The organism is Paenibacillus pasadenensis (assembly GCF_023715725.1).
Taxonomy (GTDB): Bacteria; Bacillota; Bacilli; order Paenibacillales; family Paenibacillaceae; genus Paenibacillus_O; species Paenibacillus_O pasadenensis_A.
Map to the genome: position 1 here is coordinate 23,932 of NZ_JAMBOT010000004.1, position 16,207 is coordinate 40,138.

Annotated in this window: 17 protein-coding genes; 6 read left to right on the top strand and 11 right to left on the bottom strand. The window is 56.4% G+C overall.

The window, feature by feature from the left end; genetic code table 11:
- The first annotated feature begins 22 nt into the window (after window positions 1–22).
- The 5 genes from M3223_RS11505 to M3223_RS11525 all read left to right on the top strand — a co-directional run bounded on the left by M3223_RS11505 (window position 23) and on the right by M3223_RS11525 (window position 5,758).
- The gene (locus M3223_RS11505; RefSeq protein WP_251561473.1) at window positions 23–1,141 is read left to right on the top strand and encodes a YheC/YheD family protein; all 1,119 of its coding nucleotides are present in this window, start codon (window positions 23–25) and stop codon (window positions 1,139–1,141) included.
- A 74-nt stretch (window positions 1,142–1,215) separates the two neighbouring features.
- The gene (locus tag M3223_RS11510) at window positions 1,216–2,586 is read left to right on the top strand and encodes a YheC/YheD family protein (protein WP_251561474.1); all 1,371 of its coding nucleotides are present in this window, start codon (window positions 1,216–1,218) and stop codon (window positions 2,584–2,586) included.
- Window positions 2,586–3,752 carry a YheC/YheD family protein gene (locus M3223_RS11515; RefSeq protein WP_251561476.1) on the top strand — a complete coding sequence of 389 codons (1,167 nt, stop codon included), beginning with the start codon at window positions 2,586–2,588 and terminating at the stop codon, window positions 3,750–3,752. The genes M3223_RS11510 and M3223_RS11515 overlap by 1 nt, the downstream gene beginning before the upstream one ends.
- 1 nt (window position 3,753) lies before the next feature.
- Window positions 3,754–4,485, top strand: coding sequence for a GNAT family N-acetyltransferase (locus M3223_RS11520; RefSeq protein ID WP_251561479.1), 732 nt, complete (start codon window positions 3,754–3,756; stop codon window positions 4,483–4,485).
- The gene (locus M3223_RS11525) at window positions 4,442–5,758 is read left to right on the top strand and encodes a YheC/YheD family protein (protein WP_251561480.1); all 1,317 of its coding nucleotides are present in this window, start codon (window positions 4,442–4,444) and stop codon (window positions 5,756–5,758) included. Before M3223_RS11520 ends, M3223_RS11525 begins: the two co-directional genes overlap by 44 nt.
- 67 nt (window positions 5,759–5,825) lie before the next feature.
- Here the strand turns inward: M3223_RS11525 and M3223_RS11530 are convergent, their stop codons facing one another.
- On the bottom strand, window positions 5,826–6,395 hold the full coding sequence (locus tag M3223_RS11530; RefSeq protein WP_251561482.1) for a TetR/AcrR family transcriptional regulator: 570 nt from the start codon (window positions 6,393–6,395) through the stop codon (window positions 5,826–5,828).
- A 231-nt stretch (window positions 6,396–6,626) separates the two neighbouring features.
- Here M3223_RS11530 and M3223_RS11535 point away from each other — a divergent pair, with 231 nt between their 5' ends.
- The gene (locus M3223_RS11535; RefSeq protein ID WP_435368011.1) at window positions 6,627–8,126 is read left to right on the top strand and encodes a DHA2 family efflux MFS transporter permease subunit; all 1,500 of its coding nucleotides are present in this window, start codon (window positions 6,627–6,629) and stop codon (window positions 8,124–8,126) included.
- A gap of 73 nt (window positions 8,127–8,199) precedes the next feature.
- Here the strand turns inward: M3223_RS11535 and M3223_RS11540 are convergent, their stop codons facing one another.
- The 10 genes from M3223_RS11540 to bioA all read right to left on the bottom strand — a co-directional run bounded on the left by M3223_RS11540 (window position 8,200) and on the right by bioA (window position 16,181).
- Window positions 8,200–8,889, bottom strand: coding sequence for an HAD family hydrolase (locus M3223_RS11540; protein ID WP_251561484.1), 690 nt, complete (start codon window positions 8,887–8,889; stop codon window positions 8,200–8,202).
- A gap of 342 nt (window positions 8,890–9,231) precedes the next feature.
- The gene (locus tag M3223_RS11545; RefSeq protein WP_251561486.1) at window positions 9,232–9,801 is read right to left on the bottom strand and encodes a manganese catalase family protein; all 570 of its coding nucleotides are present in this window, start codon (window positions 9,799–9,801) and stop codon (window positions 9,232–9,234) included.
- Window positions 9,802–9,966: 165 nt separating this feature from the next.
- The gene (locus M3223_RS11550) at window positions 9,967–10,155 is read right to left on the bottom strand and encodes a hypothetical protein (protein ID WP_251561488.1); all 189 of its coding nucleotides are present in this window, start codon (window positions 10,153–10,155) and stop codon (window positions 9,967–9,969) included.
- Window position 10,156: 1 nt separating this feature from the next.
- On the bottom strand, window positions 10,157–10,483 hold the full coding sequence (locus tag M3223_RS11555) for a spore coat protein CotJB (protein WP_251561489.1): 327 nt from the start codon (window positions 10,481–10,483) through the stop codon (window positions 10,157–10,159).
- Window positions 10,484–10,489: 6 nt separating this feature from the next.
- Window positions 10,490–10,705 (bottom strand): spore coat associated protein CotJA, encoded by a 216-nt coding sequence (locus tag M3223_RS11560; protein WP_251562276.1) that lies wholly within the window; start codon window positions 10,703–10,705, stop codon window positions 10,490–10,492.
- Window positions 10,706–11,283: 578 nt separating this feature from the next.
- Window positions 11,284–12,162, bottom strand: a complete 879-nt coding sequence (gene bioC, locus M3223_RS11565) for a malonyl-ACP O-methyltransferase BioC (protein WP_251561491.1) — start codon at window positions 12,160–12,162, stop codon at window positions 11,284–11,286.
- Window positions 12,143–12,913 carry an alpha/beta hydrolase gene (locus M3223_RS11570; RefSeq protein ID WP_251561493.1) on the bottom strand — a complete coding sequence of 257 codons (771 nt, stop codon included), beginning with the start codon at window positions 12,911–12,913 and terminating at the stop codon, window positions 12,143–12,145. The genes bioC and M3223_RS11570 overlap by 20 nt, the downstream gene beginning before the upstream one ends.
- The gene (gene bioF, locus M3223_RS11575) at window positions 12,910–14,088 is read right to left on the bottom strand and encodes an 8-amino-7-oxononanoate synthase (protein WP_251561495.1); all 1,179 of its coding nucleotides are present in this window, start codon (window positions 14,086–14,088) and stop codon (window positions 12,910–12,912) included. Before bioF ends, M3223_RS11570 begins: the two co-directional genes overlap by 4 nt.
- Window positions 14,085–14,825, bottom strand: a complete 741-nt coding sequence (gene bioD / locus M3223_RS11580) for a dethiobiotin synthase (RefSeq protein WP_251561497.1) — start codon at window positions 14,823–14,825, stop codon at window positions 14,085–14,087. The genes bioF and bioD overlap by 4 nt, the downstream gene beginning before the upstream one ends.
- The gene (bioA, locus tag M3223_RS11585) at window positions 14,826–16,181 is read right to left on the bottom strand and encodes an adenosylmethionine--8-amino-7-oxononanoate transaminase (protein ID WP_251561499.1); all 1,356 of its coding nucleotides are present in this window, start codon (window positions 16,179–16,181) and stop codon (window positions 14,826–14,828) included.
- Between the last annotated feature and the right edge of the window lie 26 nt (window positions 16,182–16,207).

Consider the following 16,207-nt stretch of genomic DNA (forward strand, 5'->3'; position numbering starts at 1 on the left):
AACGAATAAAGGAGGCGGCGGCATGAAGGACTCGACGGGCTGCATCGGCGTATTAATTGGCGGTTCTGCGGAATCGGAAGGACGGCTGAAGCTGCCCGAGGAAGGATTTCTGGCCGCGCTGGCCCAGCGGGCAAAGGAGCTTCAGCTTCCTTTGTATGCCTTTGGGCCGGAAGACTTCAACCCGTCCTCCGGAATTCTTACCGGCTATGTCAGACATGGCTGCGGCTGGCGCAAACAGCCCGTTCCTCTGCCCAGCGTCGTTTACGACCGCTGCGGTCCGCAGCTGGGCGAAGCCGGACGCCGCAGCCGCTCCGAGCTGCTCCACCGCCTCCGCACGCTCCAGTCTCATGTGCTGCTGAACGGCTGGATGCCGGGCAAAACCGCTCAATTTAAAGCGTTGCGGCGAAGCTGCCTTGCCCAGCTCGTTCCGCCAACGCTGCAGCTTCGCGGACCGGATACCGTCAAGGAAGCGGCTGGCCGCTGGGGCGCTGTTTTTCTCAAGCCGGACAGCGGCATGAAGGGCTGCGGCGTCATTGCCGCCGCCCCCGATAACGGCGGCTGGATAGTGCGCGGACGCGACAGGAACGGACGCATGCTGGGCAGCGTACTGCCCGATCTGGATTCCGCAGCCGAACAAATTGTGAAGCTTGTCGGCGGCAGCCGTTACATCGTGCAGCCGCAGCTGCCGCTGAGCGATCGCCACGGCCGCCCCTTCGATATAAGAGCGCTCGTGCAGAAAGACGCGCGCGGACGCTGGCGTTTAACCGGCACGGCGATGCGGCGCGGCAAGCCCGGCGGCATCGCCTCCAATCTTTACGGCGGCGGAGAGGCGCTTCCCGCCCGCGACGGCCTGGAGCTGCTGCTCGGGCGCGATGCCGCCGTACGCTGCGCGGACGAAATTGACCGGCTGGCTGTGCTGGCGGCGGATGCCGCAGAAGGCTCCTTCGGCCGGTTGGCTGAGCTGGGCCTCGACTTCGGCGTCGCCCCGGACGGCAGGCTCTGGCTGCTGGAGATGAACTCTCGGCCGGGCCGCGAATCGTTCGCTGCTTTTCCCGGAGATATTGCCCGTACAGCCGTCGAGCGGCCTTTGCTCTATGCTCGGCTGTTAAGCCAGCGGCTAACCGAGGCGATCAGATCCTAAATGACCCATTGACATAAACGGCCCCATTCCTATAGATCGATCAACCAAGCGACAGAACGTTCAGGAGGTTCCTCATGAGTCTTACTTTGTGCAACGTGCATTTCTCGGATAAAAACGATCGAACCGTATATATGTCCGGGTCTCTGTACCGATCACTAAAACTGTCGGGGATTGACAAGCTGCAAATTAAGCTGGGCCGCGAAACGGTCTCGGCGCCGGTCAAGGCCGTTCAACGCGAAGGCAACCACGTCTATTTGAGCGCCTCGCTGCGGCAGCAAATCCGCGTCCCGAAATCGGGCAATGTCTACATGATTCAATCCGCGGAAGACGAAGTCCAGCTCGGACCTCTGATCGGTATTCTAAGCGACGGTTATGTGAACAACTCGCTTCCTTTCGGCTCCAGAACCGGCTTTATCAAAGAGCTGATCCGTACCGGAGACAAAAAAGCCTACTTTTTCGCCTTTTCTCCCCGTGACATCAATTGGGTGGAGGAAACCGTATACGGCTACTTCCTTGACGAGAACGGATCCTGGTACCGTAAAACCGTGCCGCTGCCCGACGTCGTTTACAACCGTCTGCCGAGCCGCAAAGCCGAAACCGGCTCCTATATCAGCTCGCTGCGGGACCGCTTCGTGCGCAAAAGCATTCCTTTTTTCAACTGGAGCTTTTTCAATAAGTCCGATGTCTACAATTTGCTTGATAAAGACGTCGAAGCGCTGCGCCATCTCCCGGAATCGGTCTCCAGCCCCACTGACGAGCAGATTCGGGAGCTGCTGGAGAAGCATCATTTCGTCTACTTCAAACCTACCGCCGGGAGCTTGGGCGACGGTATCTTCCGGCTGACCTATCACCCGAAAAAAGGCTATTTCGCCCGTTACCGCAGCGGCGGCAAAAACGTGCTGCTGCGCTTTGGAAGCTTCCAAGAGCTGATGCGAATCATGCATGCGAGAGTCGGCGCTTCCTTTAAAAGTTATGTCGTGCAGCAGGGCATCCGGCTTGTTGAAATTGACGGCTGCCCGCTCGACTTCCGCTTCCACATGCACAAAAACGGCAAAAACGAATGGGTCACAGCAGGCGTTGGAGCCAAAAAAGCGGGCAAGGGCAGCGTGACGACGCATATTAAAAACGGCGGATCGCTTATGACTCCGGGCAACGCGCTTTCCCGCACGTTCGGCAGCGAAGCCGGCGAGGTTCTGGAAAAAGCGAAGCGGGTCGCGGTAAAGATGTCCGAAGCGATCGAGCGCAACTATCCGCACCGGCTTGGCGAGCTGGGACTTGACCTGGGCATCGACAAGGACGGGGACATCTGGATGTTCGAGGCGAACGCCAAGCCTGGACGTTCCATTTTTAAACACCCTGCGCTCAAATCAGAGGGCCGTGATTCGCTGGAGTATATCCTGGACCACTGCCTTTACCTGAGCCGTTTCCGGGGGAGGGATAGCTGATGGAATTCGAGCACGAGCACAATATCTCCGCAACGGCGGAGCTGGCCGCCAAACGGCCGGTACTGGCCATTTTGACCGTAACCGGAACGAACAAGTTCGGCTTTCGAGGGAACCGGGCTAACTTCGCGGATCTGATCCGCACCGGCAGGGGAATGGGCTTTACCGTGTACGTGCTGACGATCCGCAGCTTGAAATTCACGAAACCGCTGCTCAGCGGCTTTTCTCTGAACGAAACAAGCGGGGAATGGGAAAGGGGGTTCTTCCCTTTTCCTGACCTGGTCTACAACCGGATTCCCCGCCGGGAGGATGAGCTTCGGCCGCGGGTTCAACGCAAGCTAAGGCTGCTGCTGGCCACGCCGACGATTAAAGGCATATTCAATCCTGCCTTTTTTGATAAATGGGAGCTGTTCGAGTGGCTCAATAACTCGGAATCGACGAAAAAATATATTCCGGCCACCCGCAAAATGGCTTCCGCCGCCAGCCTCAACCGGATGATGACAAAACATCCTTACCTGTATCTGAAGCCGGTCAGCGGCAAAGCGGGCAAAGGCATTATGACCATCCGCGTCATGGAAGGGAAACCTCTCCCTTACCGGCTGCGCATCCAAGAAAAGAAAAAGAGCAGCACCTATAATTGTTCAACAGTAAGCAAGCTGTGGGCGCGTATTCTTAAAGAGAGCGGCGGCGAGATGTATATCGCGCAGCAGGGCATCCAGCTCGCCTCTTACGAGGACCGCCAATTCGACCTGCGGGCTCTTGTGCAAAAAAACACCATCGGCAAATGGTCCGTAACCGGTATTGGTGCCCGCGTTGCCGGCAGCCGGAGCATTACGACGCATGTGCCGCGCGGCGGCAGCATCGAGGACCCTGAAAAACTTCTGGTGCAGGCCTTTGGAGCAGATCAGGCCCGGCTGCTGCTCGCCAAAACCCGTCTCGCCTGCGTGCAGCTTGCCGGGCAGATTGAAACCGCAAGCGGTGCCAGCTACGGCGAGATGTCGATGGATATCGGCGTGGATGCGGATGGCTCGTTATGGTTTTTTGAAGCCAACGCCAAGCCGATGAAATTCGACGAGCCGCATATCCGCAAAAAATCGCTGGAGCGGATTTTTCACTACTCCGCCTATTTAATGAAGTCGGGAAAGGCGGAAACCGCAGGAGGCGCATAACATGAAGGTAGTGCTCCTGACCCCAAAGCAGTGGATGCGCAGCCGGAAGGAGCTCATTCAGCGAATGAGCTCCTGGGGAGGCGGCCGTCTGTCGACAGTCGGTTTGGCCGCTTTGCGGCGGCTTCAGCCGGAAGAGCTTGCTCCCGGTTCAAGCGCAAGCGGGAGCGGCGGCGGAGAACCGATCGCCGCTGTCGCAGTTGTCCTGCAGAACGGGCGCCTTGCCGGCGCAGCCTTCGCACGCAGGGCAGGCCGCGAGGCCTGCCTTGTCGCCGTCTCGCCGGCAGCGCGCGGCCGAGGCGCCGGTACGCTGCTGCTGCTTGAGCTGCAGAAGCAGTGGGACTCGCTCGCCTGCCGCGTCGCTGCCGATAATGCAGCAAGCATGCGGATGTGCTTTAATGCCGGCATGATCGCAGTCGGCATGTCCGAAGGCCCGACCGGCAAGCCGACCCTGCTGTTCCAAACCGGCGACAATAGCCCCGCAGCTGCCCGGCAAGCCGATCAAGAACGGTTAACCGCAATTGCGGAATGTGCCGCCGCGCCGGAAAGCGGAGCTTTTAAGGGACCGCCGTCATTGGCAAAAGCCAAAGGCAGCGTACCGGAAGCTCCGGCAAGCCTGCCGTCTCCGCCTGCGGCGCTCCTGCGGGAACACGGAGCCCAGCGGCGAAATGCCGCATCAAGGAGTGATGATAGTGGCGAAGCCCATACTCGGCATTTTAACCTTATACCTCGATGATAATAAAACGCTGGAGGAACGCCAGATTTACCAGCGCATGATTGCAGCGGGCAAAAATATGGGCATGGAGGTTTTCGTATTCACTCCGGCGGATGTGAATCATGATGAAGGCCGCATTAATGCCCTGTTCTACAATCCCGCCGAAAAAACGTGGTCGCGCAAATGGACTTCTTTTCCGCATATGATTTTTGACCGCTGCCGTATCCAGAAAAGCCACCGGTTTGAGCAGCTGAGAAAATTTCGCTCGCGTTACAGCCATCTCAATTTTTTGAACCGGCCGCTCCGCAATAAGTGGACCGTCTACAAAACGTTATCCAATAAGTCCAAGTTCCAGGATAAACAGCCGCTCACAACGCTTTATACGAGCCACAAGGATTTAACGGATATGCTGCGCAAGTTCCCGCTTGTTTTTCTTAAGCCGATCAACGGCACCGGCGGACGGGGAATACTTCGCATCGAGCGGCATAAAGACGGAAACTTCGGCATTCAAGGCCGGGACCAGGAACGCAATATTATCCAGCCGCAAAAGGTCGGAGCAGCGGCGCTTCAGGAACGGCTTTCTTCGTGGAATCTGGGCAACGGACAATATATCGTGCAGCAAGGGATCATGATTAGGCTTCCTGGCGGGCGTGTGCACGACTATCGTCTGCTTGTGCAGAAGAATGGGCGCGGCGAATGGGAGCCGACCGGCTGCGCAGGCAGAATCGGCGCGGCCGGCAGCATTACCTCCAATCTCCATGGCGGAGGCAAAGCGGTGATGATGGAGGATATTCTCTCCACGTGGATCGGCGACGAGAAGCGCGCGCGGGAAGTCCGGCGCGAAACGGAGAGGTTCGGCGTCGAGGTGGCCGCCTATCTGGAGAAGCAGTACGACGAGTTATGCGAGCTGGCGCTTGACATCGCCATCGACCGCAAAGGCGGCATCTGGCTGCTTGAGGTCAATCCGAAGCCAGCCCGGGAAGTGTTCCGCCAATGCGGCGATAACGATACGTACGAGCGGGCAATCGTTAAGCCGCTGGAATATGCGATGCATGTGTACGCTAATCGCGGAAAACGAAGCAGGTCGGAGCTTAAAACCGCCGATTCGGATAACCAGTCCTCCGGCAATGCCTCAGCAGGCATGCAGACATCGGGATTAAATGCGGGGAAACGCCGCAAAAGCAGCGCCAAACGCCCCAAGAGCGGAAACGCGCAGAAGCCGTTCGCCCCATCGGACAACAATTGGGAGCTCCGCCCGCCCCGGCGCCGCAGCCCTTTTGATTTTTGGTTTTAAAAAAAGCGGCAGGAGCTGTCCCGAAAGCCATTGGCTTTAAGGACTGCTTCTGCCGCTTTGAGCATAGTTAATACCTTGATGTCAGGATGACAAACTGCTTCGCCAGATAATGCGGCGTATAGGGCATGTCGTTGCGAAGCCAGCTGACAATAACGCCGATCAGGGCGGAAGAACCATACCATACGGCAATATCCTTCTGAACCTGATGATTCGCGGCTCCGGCCTCGATCCGCTTTCTTTCAACATGCTCGGACAATAGCTCTGTAATCAGCTTGAGCAGCCGCTCTGTAAAAATAGGAATCCGCCGGTCCGCCAGCACAGCCTTGTAAAACTTCGCGTTCCCTTCAATATGCTCCAGCAGGCTCACCAGCGGAGCCTCCTCGTCTCGGACGGTCCATCTTGCGGATAACACCTCCGGCAGAATCCTTTTGATATCCTCCAGCATTTCTTCCGACATCTTGTCCATTAAATCCGGAATATCCCGATAGTGAAGATAAAAGGTTACACGGTTAATCGTGGCCCGCTCCGCAAGCCGATTAACCGTTATTTTCTCCACATCCATCTCCCCCAGCAGCTCTACAAAAGCGTCCTTAAGCAGCTGCCGTGTCCGCAGAATGCGGGGATCTACGCGGTTCATGCTTTCTTCGATACGGCCTCATCCCTTCTACATAAACGACAGTTTTGATTAATGTGTCTTATATTACCGGCTTAAACGACTGAAAGCGAAACCAAACGTGTCTTATTGACACTATCCGCTAATCTGTCGCTTGTGCTTCGAACAATTCTCTTTATAATCTAATTAATGACTTGTAAACTATACGACAGTTTGTAAATTAAATAAATAAGAAGTTGAAAGGATGATTATCCGTTGAGCTCTGCAGCTGCGACAGACCACACTAATTTTAAGAAAGGCCCTATCCTGTTTGTTATGATTTTAGGCGCCTTTCTGGCAACGCTGAACCAGACGGTAATGACCGTCGCTATTCCGGAATTAATTAAAGAATTTAATATTGCTGCGGCTACGGCCCAGTGGCTGACGACGGGTTACATGCTCGTCAACGGCGTGCTCATTCCGATTACCGCCTATCTGATGCAGCGGTTTTCCACCCGCCAGCTGTTTCAGGCGTCGATGTGGATTTTTCTTGCTGGCACCATTGTCTCTGCGCTTGCCGTAGATTTTCCGTCCCTGCTGACCGGACGTTTGATCCAGGCTGCTGGCGCCGGAATCATCATGCCGCTGTTAATGAATGTCATCTTAACGATATTCCCGCCTGAGAAACGCGGCGCAGCGATGGGCATGGTCGGACTCGCCATCATTTTCGCGCCCGCAATCGGCCCTGTTCTTGCCGGTTACATCCTGCAAACCTACACCTGGGAAACGATGTTTTACGGCATGATTCCGTTTGCCGTCATCGTCATCTTGTGCGGCTTCATCTATTTGAAAAACGTCTCGGAAACGGTCATCAGCAAAATCGATATGCTCAGCGTTATTTTCTCCACCGTCGGTTTCGGCGCTCTGCTGTACGGCTTCAGCCGTGCCGGCAGCCTGGGCTGGTCGAGCGGAGAAGTCATTGCGACTATAACAGCGGGCGTTGTGTCGCTAGCTCTGTTCACCTGGCGGCAGTTGGTATCGAGTAACCCTCTGCTGGATCTGCGGGTGTTCAAGTACAGCATGTTCTCGCTCACGACCGTCATCAACATTGCCATTACGATGGTTATGTATGCGGATATGATGCTCCTCCCGCTGTACCTGCAAAACGCGCGCGGCTACACAGCCCTTGAATCCGGCTTGCTGATGCTGCCTGGCGCAGTTGTAATGGGCTTTTTAATGCCGGTTGCCGGGAAGCTGTTTGACCGGTTTGGCGCAAAATGGCTAGCCGTAATCGGCATGCTGATTACAATCGTGACCACAATCGGTTTTATTGACCTGTCGGACTCGACAAGTTATACGTATCTCCTGCTGATGTCAACGGGACGCCGGATCGGGATGGCCTTGCTGCTCATGCCTGTTCAGACCGCCGGTCTCAATCAGCTGCCGCAAAAGCTGAACCCCCACGGCACCGCAATCTCCAATACGATCCGGCAGGTGGCCGGCGCCGTCGGCACATCCCTGCTCGTCACGATCATGACGGACCGGTCCAAGTTCCATGCTACAGAAATGATGGCAAGCGGAGCGGCCGGAATGACAGAGAAGCAGTTGAAGGTTGAAGCCATGATTCAAGGCATCAACGACTCTTACGTCGTCATTATCGGATTCGCCGCCATCGCGCTGCTGCTATCGTTTTTCATTCAACGCGGGAAACAGGCAGCTGCCGAAAAAATCGATCCATCCGTGAACTTGAAAGCTGCAGAGTCTGTGAAGTCCTAGTTCTATTATAAAAATCGCCCGCCGTAAAACCTGATGGCTCAGGTCATGGCGGGCGATTTTTATGCGATCATTGCTACGGCAGCAGATCAAGCAGCTCGCGGAAACGGACGATCTTGACGTCAGATCCGTCCAGCTCGGAGGAAGAACCAAAGTCCGCATAGGCGCAGCCGACTACGGCGAGCCCGTTGCGCTTGCCTGCATCCACATCGGAGGAACGGTCGCCTACCATCCAAGCCGAGGCAACGCCGTTTTCATCCAGCAGCATGCGGACCAGCTCGGCCTTGGTCGCCGTCTCCCGTCCGCCGGCCGTGTACAAGCCGCTGAACAGCGGCTCCAGCCCTTTGTGCCGCACGATCGCCTCGACATAGTCTTGAAGGCCGTTGCTCGCTACAAAAAGACGGATTCCCTGTCCATGCAGCGCCTCCAGCGTCTCCAGAACTCCTTCATACAGCAGCCCTTCTCCTGCGGCCAGACCTTCCAGCTCAAAACGCAGCAGCAGCTCGTTGGCCCGGCTGCGCGCCTCCTCCGAAGCTTCAGGCATCAGCTTAAGCCAAATATCTTCCAGCAGCATGCCCAAACAGCCGAGCAGCGCCTCTACAGGCGGTTCAGGCTCCAGATATAGTCCTTCCTCGCGCAGCGTTTGGAAGATGCGCCCATGGGCCGTTAGCAGCAGCGTCTCGGTTTGCAGCAGCGTGCCGTCCATATCAAATATAACCGCTTCCGGCCTAAATAACGGATCCGGCTTTTCAAAGCCCACATTCATTGTTTTCTCTCCTTTAATACCTAATCCCGGCGCTAATCGGTGAAACTTTACGCTCTATAATCGCTTCTTGCCGGTCGAGCCCAAGCTCCCGCGCCTTTCTGGCGAAGCGCTCCCGGTCATCATGAGCCTCCCGCTTCCGATAGTGGCATGTCCAAAGCAGCTTGATCAAAATGTATCGGGAGGCGAGCGCTAAGGCAAGCTCTTTTTCATTCTATGGGAATTTAATTTGAAGCTTGCCGGTTCCATCAAAGCGGCATCCATGCCAAAAAGCCGGAGAATTTGTCCCCGGCCTTGCTGCGTATGTTCGTTCAAAGCTGTTATGTCGGCTCAATCATCTGTCTGTCAGTACACTTTCTTTTGCCCCATATCGGCCTTAATAATTTCCACCGCCTCCTTGAAGCGCATCGCATGGACGATTTCCCGCTCCCGCAGAAATTTCAGGCTGTCCTGCAAATCCACGTCGTCCGTGTAGTCGATCAGCCATTGATAGGTCGCCCGCGCCTTTTCCTCCGCCGCAATATCCTCATAAAGATTCGCTAGCGGATCGCCTTTTGCCGCAATATAGGAAGCTGTCCACGGTACGCCTCTAGCGTTGCTGTAAAAAAGGTCGCCCCCATGATTGACAAAGTCCTCGCCGAGCCCCGCCGCCCGCAGCTGCTCCGGCGTTGCATCCTTCGTCAGCTTGTAAATCATCGTGGCAATCATCTCCAGGTGAGCGAACTCCTCCGTGCCGATGTCGTTAAGAACGCCGATGACCTTATCCGGGATCGTATACCTCTGGTTCAGGTACCGCAGCGCAGCCGCCAGCTCTCCATCCGCGCCGCCGTACTGCTCGGTCAGAAACTTCGCCATCATCGGGTCGCATTTGCTCACTTTAACCGGGTACTGCAGCTTTTTTTCGTATAGCCACATGTGTGCATCCCCCCTTCGTATAAAAGTCCGTGAGGCCAGACGTTATCCGAAAGCTTGCCGAGCCTAGTAAACGGGCTCCTGTTCGTACTCAGAGCTTCTGCAGCGATTCAGAACGCAGCGCTGAAATTTAAATGAGCGCAACAGACTAACCTTTCATGAACGCATTCAGTCGCCAGGCTCCTTTTCCGCCTCCCGGCTAGCATGCGTTAAAGGAGCTTCCCTCGTTATTTCCGGCCGCACCGCAGCAATAGCAGCGGCGCACGGACGCCCGCAGGCTCCACGGCAGCCGCCGCTGCGGATTCGTTCCGGATCCGATCCAATTGCCGGAGCCTTCTCTTCCATTTCCTTACACATTTTAAACCTGCCACGGCCACGGCGTTTCGTTCCACTGCCATGGATAACGCGAGTAGCTGTTTCCGAAGTTGACGAGCGGCCCATACTGCATTTCAAACTGCTGAGCGACGCCTTTTCTTTTCTGCGCCAGCTGGTTGTATTGTTGAATCGCCTGCAAATCCCCGGGATGGGTGTTCAAATAAAGGTTCAGCTCCACCAGCGCAAAATCAAGCACCTGAAGCTCCTTAAGCGCGGCTCGATAGGCATCCCGGTCAAATTCTTGCTGCTGTTGTTCTTGCTGCTGGTATTGCGCTTGCTGCTGCTGATCTTGCTGCTGTTCATCGCTCATGGGCTGTCAGCTCCTTCCGCATCCTGGCTCGTACGGGCTGTACAACGCGGGCCAAAGCGTACCGAGCCGAAGCGCTTCCTCAAGCGGATACTGCGGCAGTCCTGTCGGCTGGTACATTATATACTGGTTCGGCGGAATGACGTACTTTTTCACTCCGATCGGCGGGCACGGGTCGCATGTTCCGTGATACGGATACCATTCCCGATAGCCCGCTCCAGGCACGCCCGGCGGGGGAATCTCTCCCTGCGCTCCCGCCTGCGCGGAATACCCCATGCCTCCCGCGCCGTAAGCCGCCGCAGCGGCGAGCTCCGCATCGTTGCGGTATCCAGCTGGATATCCGCCGTTCATCTGGCCCGCCGACGGCTGACCGTATCCGGGATACGCTCCCCCGTAAGAAGGCGCACCGTACATGCCTCCGCCTGGCTGCTGGGCGCCAACACCGTTCATCTGTCCGGTATATGGCTGTCCCCCCGGCGGTCCGTAAGCTCCCCAAGTCGGCTGATTGCTCATCTTGTTGCCTCCTCGCCTGGGCCGCCCTTCCTCTGTCCTTAAGTTAAGCAGCGGAAGGGCAGCCGCTATGCTTTGCCGCTCGGTTAAGGGTATGAGGACAGCTTATCCAACTTGCCTGAATCTTTTAGAAGGCTCTTGGCGGGCTTGCTGAGACAGGAGCCGAATATTTCAGTAACGAGGAGGAGCTTTAGCGCAACGGAGAGCTGCCTTACGCCGTTTTGTTGGTTCAGCGAACAAAATAAAACCGGGACCGCATGCAGAGATGCGATTCCGGCCTTATGGATCGTCTATTATTCCGCATGAGCCTGCAGCCACACAAACTCGTAACTCGCCTGGATCCCTCCGGACAAACGAAATCTGCGTTCATATGTTTGCTCCATAGCTGTAAACAGGCGGCGTAAACCCGGGACGGAACCTTCCTTTGCCTCTGAGGCGCTTGCTCCCATCGCTTTGACCTCATGCAGAAACGCCCTTGGTGAATCATAGAGTTCGGTATGCAAAAACTGCTGCTCCTGTACACCCGCAAATTCGGCTGTATGAAGCAGTCTCGACCATTCGGCAGCAGAGCGGAACGAAAGTCCATGCCGTCTCGGCTCGGCGCCTATCGATTGATACGCCTCATCAAACGCTTGATGCAATTCACGGAATGTGGCGGGACCGAACGTGGAAAAAACGAGCAAACCGCCGCTTCGCAGCATCCGCCGCAAATGGCGCAGCGTTGCGGGAGCATCGTTTAACCATTGGAAACAAGCATTGGATACGATTAAATCATAAGCGGCGGGAGGAGCTTCGGCTGCCCAAGCTTCAATATCAGCCTGCACAAAACAGATCCGACTGGTAAGTAGGCGGCTTCCGTTGGCAGCGGCCTTGGACTCTGCTTGTAAAATCCGCTGCTCCGCTATGCTCAGCATTGCCGGGGCAAGATCAAGCGCAGCTAGCCGGGCGGACGGGTATTGCGACGCCAGCCTCTCGGTCAGAGCACCCGTGCCGCAGCCGACTTCAAGAATTGAAAACTCTTCTAACTGGCGGCTAGATTTCCATTGAGCAATCGTCTGCTCCAGCTGCTCCGACATCATCCGCTGTATCGCGGCGTGAGCGTCATAAGAGGCTGCGCTGCGATGGAACTGGCGCTGTATGCTGATCGACTTTTTATTGATGCTGCCATTCATGCCGCCACCTCCTTATCTCGTCCGCAAGCTGAGTCTCGCTCCCTAAAAACGGAGCATGGCCGCCTCCATCAATCGTAATCAGCTTGGCAAAAGGCAACCCCGCATTAAGCTCTAACGCCGCGCCATACGGACATATCCGATCCGCAGTGCCATGCACGAGCAGAGCAGGAAGACGAATATCGCCCAGCCGGGGAAGGCAATTTTCTAGTTGCAGCAATTCTAGACCCGCAGCAAGCGCCTTATTTGACCAGCTTCCGGCGGGAGGCAGATGTTCGCGCTTGCCTGGCAACGCCTGCTTTTCCTGTTCTGAAAACAATAACTCTCGAAAGTTCGCTTCAACGGTTTCTCGGTCGCGGACCAGGCCGTCCCGCATTCGGCGTATGTAAATATCTCGCCAGCCTAGCTCGCTCTCCTGTTTGGGGCGAGTAAACCGAGCCGTTGCAGCCAGCAGCACAAGCCCGTCGGCAAGACCGAGCTCTGCTAGCCTGAGCGCCAGCAATCCTCCGAGCGACCAGCCTGCAACGAGGAGAGGGCTGTTCTTCCGGAATCCGTCCCAAGCCGACCGTGCAGCTTGTTCAGCTAACAACAGCATCTCCGCCGCTGAATTGGCCCTGCCAAGGTCAACAGACAGATGCCTATATTCCGGCAAAGCGGCACGCAGCGATTCAAAAACAGCGTCGGGCATGCTCCAGCCGCCGAGCCAAAGCACCGTTCCCTTATTAGGAGCGGATCGAATGAAACTCGCCCTCATTCGCTGATCACTCCCAGCCGAAATCCGATTTTACGAATGGTCAATGCAGCTGACTCAAGCTCCTGTTCCGAATGTGCCGCCGACAGCGAAAAGCGGATTCGAGCCGTGCCGGCAGGCACCGTCGGAGGACGAATCGCAACTGCCCCAATGCCCTGCGTTTCAAGCTCAGCGCTAAAACGCAGAGCTGTCCCGTTGTCGCCAACAACGAGCGGAACAATCGGAGAATTCTCTCCGCCAATTTGAAACCCGTCGTTCCGCAGCGCAGACCGAAAGAATTGGCTTGCCTTCAGCAGCTTCTCTCTCCGCCAATGCTGAGACTGAACCAGTCCGAGCGCCTTCATAATACCCGCCGGTACGGAAGGCGGGAGCGCAGTGGAATAGATGAGCGGCCGCGATTTGTTGACCAGCAAACGGATCAGCTGGCGGCTGCCGCATATGTAAGCCCCGTATACGCCAAAAGCTTTGCTGAACGTGCCCATATGAATATCGACCTCGCCATGCAGGCCGAGCTGGCGGCACAGCCCCTCGCCCTTGGAGCTGTAAATTCCGCCGCTATGCGCCTCATCAACCATGAGCATCGCTCCGAATTCCCGCTTCAGCTCAACAAGTTCATGCAGGCGCGCCTGATCGCCGTCCATGGAAAACACCGCATCCGTAACAATAAGCTTGCGCTGTTTGTCGCGGTATTTGGTCAGCAGCGTTCTCAGGTGATCCATATCGTTATGCCGGTACCTGGCATGCTCAGCCCGGCTAAAAACGATGCCGTCCGTGATGCTGGCATGATTCAGCTTATCGCTGAAAACAACCCCGTCGCGTCCAGCCAGCGCCCCAATCGTCCCTGCATTCGCCATATACCCGTTGGCAAACACAAGCGCCGCCTCGCAGCCCTGCCATTCCGCCAGCGCCTGCTCCAGTAACTCATAAACGGGTCGGCTGCCCGTTACGAGCCGGGATGCGCCTGCTCCCGCACCGTCGGCAAGCAGAGACGCCCGCATCGCATCAATAATGTCGGGATGACCGGAAAGGCCCAAATAATCGTTGGAGGATAGATTAAGCAGCGTCCGCGCTTCTCGTTCCATATAACCTGCAGCGCCGGACAGGGTCCGGCAGCTGCGAATCGTCCTTTCCCGCGAATCCTGCTGCAGCTGGCGCAGCTCATTATCGAACCAATTCATCGCAGTTTTCCCTCTCCAAAAAGAGCCTCGCGGATTGCCCCAAGCGATAACGACCCGGCAGCAGCGCGAATTAATGTCTCCGTATCCGTGTCGTCCTTCACAGGGGGAAAACAGCCAAGAACGTTCATGCCGCCGTACCGCTCGATTTGCTCCGCATTGGACTCTATACTTAGATCGCAAACGGCTGGCTCAGCGCCGCCCTCGTTCAAAATCACCCCGAGCAGCGGAATACCGCGGTTCCGGAGATAGGAAGCAGTAAGTAACGTGTGATTAATTGTTCCTAGTCCTGCCCGTGCCACGATCAGCGCAGGCATGCCCAGCTCAGCCATAAAATCCGCCACAAGCGCGTCCTCCGTTAGCGGAACCGCAACGCCGCCCGCACCTTCAACGAGCAGCGCATCGTATCGCTCCGCAAGAGGAGTTCCGGCCGCAATTAACCCATCCATCGTCAGCTCGACTCCAGCCTGCCGGGCGGCAAGCATTGGCGCAAGCGGAGCTTCGAAGGTAAACGGACTCACCGCGTCCGGCAGCTCCAACATTCCCGAACCTTTTAACAGCCGCTCCGCATCCGTAATTCCTTGCCCAAGCGCCGCCCCGGACTGGACCGGCTTCCAGACGCCGATATTTTTTCCTTCCGAGCGCAGCGCCGCCGCAATTGCCGCTGTGACAACCGTTTTTCCAACGCCGGTATCCGTTCCGGTCACGAACAGGCCGCGCACTGAATGAAGGCTGCTCATTTAAAAACCCTCTTCCGTTACATCCACGACGGCCTGCATCAAAATCCCGGTCATGGCATCCAGCTCGGCTTCCGTGCTGGCTAAAGGCGGGATGAACACAACAACATTGCCAAGCGGCCTCGTCAGCATGCCAAGCTCCCTCGCTCTCATGCTTGTGCGTACACCGATGCGGTCCTCCCAGTTGTATGCTGTGCCCATCGCCTTGTCCCGCATGAGCTCGATGCCGAGCATTAGCCCTTGACGGCGAATTTCACCGACATGCGGCCGATCTGCAAGCGCGGCAAGCTTTTCACCGACAAAACGTGATTTTCCGTCCACGCCCTCGACGATACGCCGTTCCTCCATTAGCTTGAGGCTCGCCAAAGCGACCGCACAGCCGAGCGGATTGCCCGTAAAGGAATGCCCGTGGAAAAACGTTTTCTGCTCCTCATAATCGGCATAAAACGCACTGTAAACTTCGTCAGTTGCCAGCGTCGCCGCTACCGGCAAATAACCGCCGGTCAGACCTTTTCCGACGACCATCAAGTCCGGCTCAACCGCCTCCAAGCCGCATGCAAACATTGAACCCGTACGCCCGAACCCGGTCGCCACCTCATCTGCGATCAACAGCACGCCATGCTCCTTGCATAACTCAGCCATGCGGCGCAGACAACCTGGCGGCATGACGATGATGCCCCCCGCTCCCTGCACGATCGGCTCTACGATAAGCGCAGCGATCTCATTGCCGCGCGTTTCAAAAAGCTCGCGGAGCGCATTCAGCGTAGCTTCTCCAGCCGCCTCTTCAGCTTCGCCAATCAAACTTGCAGAAGGATATGGAACGGCAAGCGAAGGAAACAGCATCGGCCGGAAAATATCATGATAGAGCGGAATCGCACCAACGCTCACCGCGCCAAGCGTATCGCCGTGATAGGCTTGATTCATCGTCACAAATGTCGTTTTGCCGGGAATGCCTTTGTTATGCCAATACTGGAACGCCATTTTGATCGCAATTTCCACACCCGTCGCGCCGGAATCCGAGTAAAACACCTTATTCAATCCGCGAGGCGAAATTTCCGCCAGCTTTTCCGCCAGCTCAATGGCCGGCACATTAGCCATGCCGAGCAGAGTAGAGTGAGCCACTCGTCCAAGCTGATCCGTAATCGCCTCGTTCAGCTCCGGCACATTATGTCCATGCACATTGAGCCATACGGAGGAAAAACCGTCGTAATAAGCCCGCCCGTTCACGTCATAAAGCATCACGCCTTCGCCGCGCTCAATAATAAAAGGATCGGAGGCATTGTAATCTTTCATCTGCGTAAAAGGATGCCACAAATAATTTTTGTTCAAGGCGCTAAGCCTTTCGTAATTTGCCGTCATAAAGGACCGCCTCCCGCCAATATGTT

What these genes read in the sequence shown, in the direction of transcription:
- M3223_RS11505 (WP_251561473.1), top strand. Translation starts at nt 23, where the DNA reads ATGAAGGACTCGACGGGCTGCATCGGCGTATTAATTGGCGGTTCTGCG.
- M3223_RS11510 (WP_251561474.1), top strand. Translation starts at nt 1,216, where the DNA reads ATGAGTCTTACTTTGTGCAACGTGCATTTCTCGGATAAAAACGATCGA.
- M3223_RS11515 (WP_251561476.1), top strand. Translation starts at nt 2,586, where the DNA reads ATGGAATTCGAGCACGAGCACAATATCTCCGCAACGGCGGAGCTGGCC.
- M3223_RS11520 (WP_251561479.1), top strand. Translation starts at nt 3,754, where the DNA reads ATGAAGGTAGTGCTCCTGACCCCAAAGCAGTGGATGCGCAGCCGGAAG.
- M3223_RS11530 (WP_251561482.1), bottom strand. Translation starts at nt 6,395, where the DNA reads ATGAACCGCGTAGATCCCCGCATTCTGCGGACACGGCAGCTGCTTAAG.
- M3223_RS11540 (WP_251561484.1), bottom strand. Translation starts at nt 8,889, where the DNA reads ATGAATGTGGGCTTTGAAAAGCCGGATCCGTTATTTAGGCCGGAAGCG.
- M3223_RS11545 (WP_251561486.1), bottom strand. Translation starts at nt 9,801, where the DNA reads ATGTGGCTATACGAAAAAAAGCTGCAGTACCCGGTTAAAGTGAGCAAA.
- M3223_RS11550 (WP_251561488.1), bottom strand. Translation starts at nt 10,155, where the DNA reads ATGTGTAAGGAAATGGAAGAGAAGGCTCCGGCAATTGGATCGGATCCG.
- M3223_RS11555 (WP_251561489.1), bottom strand. Translation starts at nt 10,483, where the DNA reads ATGAGCGATGAACAGCAGCAAGATCAGCAGCAGCAAGCGCAATACCAG.
- bioC (WP_251561491.1), bottom strand. Translation starts at nt 12,162, where the DNA reads ATGAATGGCAGCATCAATAAAAAGTCGATCAGCATACAGCGCCAGTTC.
- M3223_RS11570 (WP_251561493.1), bottom strand. Translation starts at nt 12,913, where the DNA reads ATGAGGGCGAGTTTCATTCGATCCGCTCCTAATAAGGGAACGGTGCTT.
- bioF (WP_251561495.1), bottom strand. Translation starts at nt 14,088, where the DNA reads ATGAATTGGTTCGATAATGAGCTGCGCCAGCTGCAGCAGGATTCGCGG.
- bioD (WP_251561497.1), bottom strand. Translation starts at nt 14,825, where the DNA reads ATGAGCAGCCTTCATTCAGTGCGCGGCCTGTTCGTGACCGGAACGGAT.
- bioA (WP_251561499.1), bottom strand. Translation starts at nt 16,181, where the DNA reads ATGACGGCAAATTACGAAAGGCTTAGCGCCTTGAACAAAAATTATTTG.